Raw genomic sequence first — 4668 nt, 5'->3', positions numbered from 1 at the left:
CGATGAAGAAGGTGGCGGCAATCATGTAGGGGGCTTCTGCTTGCATCAGGCGAAGCATGTCGGCGGCTACAATCGACGTAGACCCTGCATGGTAGGTTGTGCTGTCATCGAGCACCACCGTGCCGACCTCCTCGGCAAACGCCATTGAGTTGCGCCCGTCCGAGAGGCCTACACTCGGGTATACCATCACGAAGCGCCCGAGCTCGCCGTCGCGCGTGGTGAACTGATCGCGCAGGAAATCGGGCACCTGGTCCATTGCTACAGGGGCATCGGTCTGCGCAGCGCGGCGCAGCTTCTGCATGTCCTCGGAGTCGTCCTCGCGCAGGTAGCGGTTTTCGGTAGCTGTTTCTCGAATGGATGCGATGCGGTCGAGCTTCGCTTGCTGGGTTGAGTCAGTAATTGGGAAGCGCTCCTGCAAGCTTTCGACAGCAAGAATGGTGGAGGTCGAGTCTTGCGCCTTCTCGCGTAGCGTGTTCACAATGCGCGGCACATCCTCTTGCGTATCGGCCACAATGTACGCCGGGTTGCGCCGTTCATTGTCGTCCGATTCGACCGCGTCGATCACCGCAGCGCGCTCATTGTAGTCCTCGTATTCGGGTTCGAGCGTGCCAAAGTCGTACTCAAATTCGGCTTGAGGGAGTAGTATAAGCGATGCCACGACGGCAATGGCGCTCCCCAGTACTACAGGTTTAGCCAGTGGGTAGCGCCGCGCACTGATATGGACGGCTGCACGAGCGGCTGCGTTCTGGCCGCGCAGGTCAATGAGCGAGACACGCTCCAACACGGTAAGCAGCGCAGGCATGACCACCGTCATAGCCAGCAGCGCAAATAGCACCCCAATGCCCGCAATGACGCCAAACTCGCTGAATCCCTTGAAATCAGCCATGGCAAGCACAAAAAGCGCCGATGCGGTGGTAAGTGCACCAATGGTAATGGCCTGTCCTGTGCTTTCGAAAGTCGTTTCGATGGCTTCCGAAATGCGGGCCCCGCCCCCACGCTCCTCGGCATAGCGTCCGTAAAAGTGGATGCCGAAGTCGATCCCCAGCCCAAAGAGGACCAGGCCGAGTGTGGAGGTCATCAGGTTAAGCGTCTCAAAGATCAAGTACGCCACGCCCCCAGTCCAGAGCAAGCTCATGAGAAGCGGTCCTCCAATGACGAGCGCCATTACAGGAGCGCGTAGCATTTCACTCAGGAGCACGCGTCCGTTGAACGTACGGCCTACGCGAGCGCTGTACGACTTGTACATGAAGTAGACCATAACAAACAACAGCAGCACGCCTACGCCCACGCCAAACGAACTTGCAACATCGTTCTGGATCGTGCGGATTTCGGTGAACTGGCGGTACAGGCGTCCGGCCAGCGTAACATCCATGTTGGCATGATACGAGGCCGGCTCCATTTCAGCGACGAGGGTGTCGAGTTCATCGTACAGGTTGTCAATGAAGCCGATATCGGTGCTGGTGCCCGTGGGGTAGAACCGAACGACCATAGTCGTGCTGTCGTCGGAAACGGGATACTCGGTACCAATGAGGCGGTTGTACATGCCTTGCAACTCCGCCCCCTCGTCATCGGCGTTGTCCGCGCTGTCTGCGCTGTCCTCGTCTTCTTCTACGTCGAAGTAGAACGGATTGGCTTCGAGCTTGGCCTGCTCAATGGTGTCGTCGAGGAAGGTCTCGACGCGGTCGAGTTCGTTGGTCGAGGCGAAGTAGAGCGCATTGTCTTTCAGAAACTCGACCTCGCGCTTGTACTCGACGCTCGACAGATAGGGCTCCCCATTCTCATCTGTTAGGTCAAGCGCGCGCGGAATCAGAGCCTCGGCGAATGCTTTGTTTGCTTCAAATGAGGGGCTCTGAATCCCTACAGCCACACCGCTTTCCCCGCCCACGTTTTCCCGCAAGCGTTCCAGCGCCTGCACGCTGTCATAATCGCTCGGGATGAGCTTCGAGAAGTCGGTGTCAATGCGCAGGTTCTGTGCGAAGAACGCCCCCAATGCCGAGAAGAGCACTGCTGCGGCAAGCACCCAGCCAGCATAATGCACTACACAATCAATGAACGGGCGAAGGGCGCGGAAGAGTCGGCTCATAGCAGGTGCACGGTACCTTGATGGGAAACGGAGGGGTTACAGATCCAGCACGCGAATCTCGTCGAAGTCGGCAGAAGATTCTTGGCCCGCGATGGTGTCTGAATCTGACCAGATGGTGATGGAGATCGGGTCGTTGGGCGGGTCCTCGCCAAACAGTTGGCGATAATCGGCGGGGATGTTGCGGCGTATGGTTTTCCAGTCCCCAAACCCTCGATTATTGGGCGAGTCGATGACCATCACGCGTAGCGGACCTTGCTGGTCGGTGGCCCCCACGCCGAGCGTGGAGCTAAACGTGTACTTGATGCTTTTGGGGCGCCCGATCCAGTCGGTGCCGAAGGTCACATAGATAGCGGCAGCGGTGTCGTTTGCACTTTTCTCCTTTTCGTTGCCTCCCTCGGGATAGGAACGCACGCGCCAGGTCCACTCCAGCCAGGGCTGCTCGTTGAGCGACCAGTCGAACTCTTCGCCGTTACGGGCCGTGATACGAAGCGCGGTTCCCTCGGCATAGGTTCGCAGGAACGAGCGTCCATCTTCTTGTTGCACGCGCGCCCACTCATCATCGTCATCCATCTCGCGCGACACGTCGTAGACATCGCCATCGCTGCTCACGTACACCCAATTGCTTGGATAGGCGCCGTCGCTGTCTTGCTCAAAGTCGTCGACCACGACGCCGTTAGACTGAGCTATGCTATCGGCTGGGGCTCCCATTCCAAGTACAACGGATAAACCGATTGTTAGCAGTACAGCAGACATCCGCACCAGAGAAAGCATAGAAGCATTAAAGCTGTGCAAAAGGGTATGTTACGAGCCACTGCATGCGCGAGCAGTCGCAAGGGGGATCCGTAGGGAGGTCATGTACAAGTTGAGTGCCACATCAGCAACAGCCCCACAGCCCTGAACAGCGTGCTTGTATCTGTCTACCGTTGTAGACGCGCTGTGTGCAATATGCATGCAATATGCGTCTGCAATAGGCATTTCAAGGAGCCGCTTGACGTTCGGTGAAGGTATCGAAGCCCCTCATGAATTTTCGTTGGGATGCGCGGAGTCGTCTGCATTAGTCTCACTCCATGCCGTGTGTAAAGCGTCTGGGTCGTGCTCCGGCGGGGGGGGCATGTACTGCGTAAGCTCGGGGGTTTCCTGGTATCGCTCCCACAGTAGCGTAGCCCCGAACAGCCCGGTGTTTAGGATGCGATCGAGCGCGCTGCGCACCAGCAGCATACCAGCCATGGTAGCCGCCGGGATGCCAAGTCCGGCCGCCATGCCGATGCCGGCTCCGGCGAAGAACAGGTCGCGCGAGGGCAACAGCGGAATACGGTTGGTAACAATGAGCACAGCAAGCAGCGTAGCCCAGGCGCTAAACGGGGCCTGGGGAAGCACGACCCACCATTGCACCACCTGTAGCACATTAGAAAGCAGGAACCGTCCGCCGTGCACGCCAACCATCCACAGGATGAGGGCGCGGGGTAGGGTGAAGATGGAGCGACGAAACTGCACGATGAGCGCAATAGCAAGAGCCAGCGCAGCCCCTCCAGCGGCCAGATAGCCAGGCGTGGGGTTTTTCATCACGTCGTCCAGCGTGACGTACCCGGTAGCCAGCAGAACAACCAGAATCAGCACCGCCGATCCCACCGACATGATCGATGAGATGATGAGGTTGTCTTTGATGGTAAGTGCGATGGAGCGCGTGTCGGCCTCGGGAGCCCGTTGGCGGGCCCACGAAAAGAGATACACCTCGCCCGAGTAGCCCACTACGTCTGTATTGAGTACACGCTTACGCAGCAGCACAGGCAGCGACTCGCGTGCACTCAGCCCCCAGGCGCGCCCGTAGATAAGGACCTCGGCCAGCGGCAAGATGGCGTACATCACGCCAATTGTTACGTAGAACCAGGGCGTGGTGGGCAGCGAGCGGAGCACCTCGCGCCACCCAATTCCTACCAACTGGTACGCCAGATAGCCCAAAATACCTGCAATCAACAGGTAGCGCCCTCCACGCAGCACACGGGTTCCGGTCTTCGAGTTCGCAAAAGCGGTCCACTTCTGCTTTATGGTGCGTAGCCACCTGGAGGTTAGCGACATGCATGGGCGCATCTGTGAGCATAATGAATACTACCGATGCAACGGCACATATCTGGTAAGGATGGCGATGCTGTATGGACTTTCCGGCATTTCATAATATTACAGGTCACAATGTTACAGGGCTGTATACGTGGACCATGCCGCCGCTTTGTTACCCAGGTATGCCAACCACTCGCGTTCAACGGAGTCTTGCGCAATCAGCCGGAGCGGTGAAGAATTGCGGTACCATCGGGGCTTTCGCGCAGGGTGAGCGTCCACCGCGGGTCGGCGGCCTGCCAGCGCTCTACGATGGCGGTTTCGTCGGGACGGTAGGCATCGTCCAAGATCACGACGGCATCGTCGCTCAGACGGTCGTGTAGCGCCGGCACCGCTGGGTATCGGGCCTGTGGACGCGTCTGTTCGGGGGGACCGTCAATAATGAGCAGGTCGATCGTATCCAGATCGTCTATCACGCTCAGGTCGTACCACGGCCACGACTTGCCCTCAATGGTCACATCCGTTAGTGGGGC

The 4668-nt window shown here is 58.4% G+C and carries 3 protein-coding genes and 1 pseudogene; all 4 read right to left on the bottom strand.

Annotated elements, in window-relative coordinates; all coding sequences use genetic code 11:
* Positions 1 to 2083 (bottom strand): efflux RND transporter permease subunit (locus R6U20_RS04340; RefSeq protein WP_410336644.1); only part of this gene is annotated, 2083 nt, incomplete at its 3' end.
* Positions 2084 to 2119: 36 nt separating this feature from the next.
* Entirely contained in the window at positions 2120 to 2836 is a 717-nt protein-coding gene (locus R6U20_RS04335; protein ID WP_410336643.1) for a DUF3047 domain-containing protein, read from the bottom strand.
* Positions 2837 to 3100: 264 nt separating this feature from the next.
* Positions 3101 to 4159 carry a hypothetical protein gene (locus R6U20_RS04330; RefSeq protein WP_410336642.1) on the bottom strand — a complete coding sequence of 353 codons (1059 nt, stop codon included), beginning with the start codon at positions 4157 to 4159 and terminating at the stop codon, positions 3101 to 3103.
* A 197-nt stretch (positions 4160 to 4356) separates the two neighbouring features.
* Positions 4357 to 4668: pseudogene (locus R6U20_RS04325) on the bottom strand (class I SAM-dependent methyltransferase); the annotation flags it as partial.

Origin of the sequence: Longimonas sp., from assembly GCF_046498435.1 — a bacterium.
Lineage (GTDB): Bacteria > Bacteroidota > Rhodothermia > Rhodothermales > Salinibacteraceae > Longimonas.
This window is presented reverse-complemented; position numbering and strand designations above follow the sequence as displayed.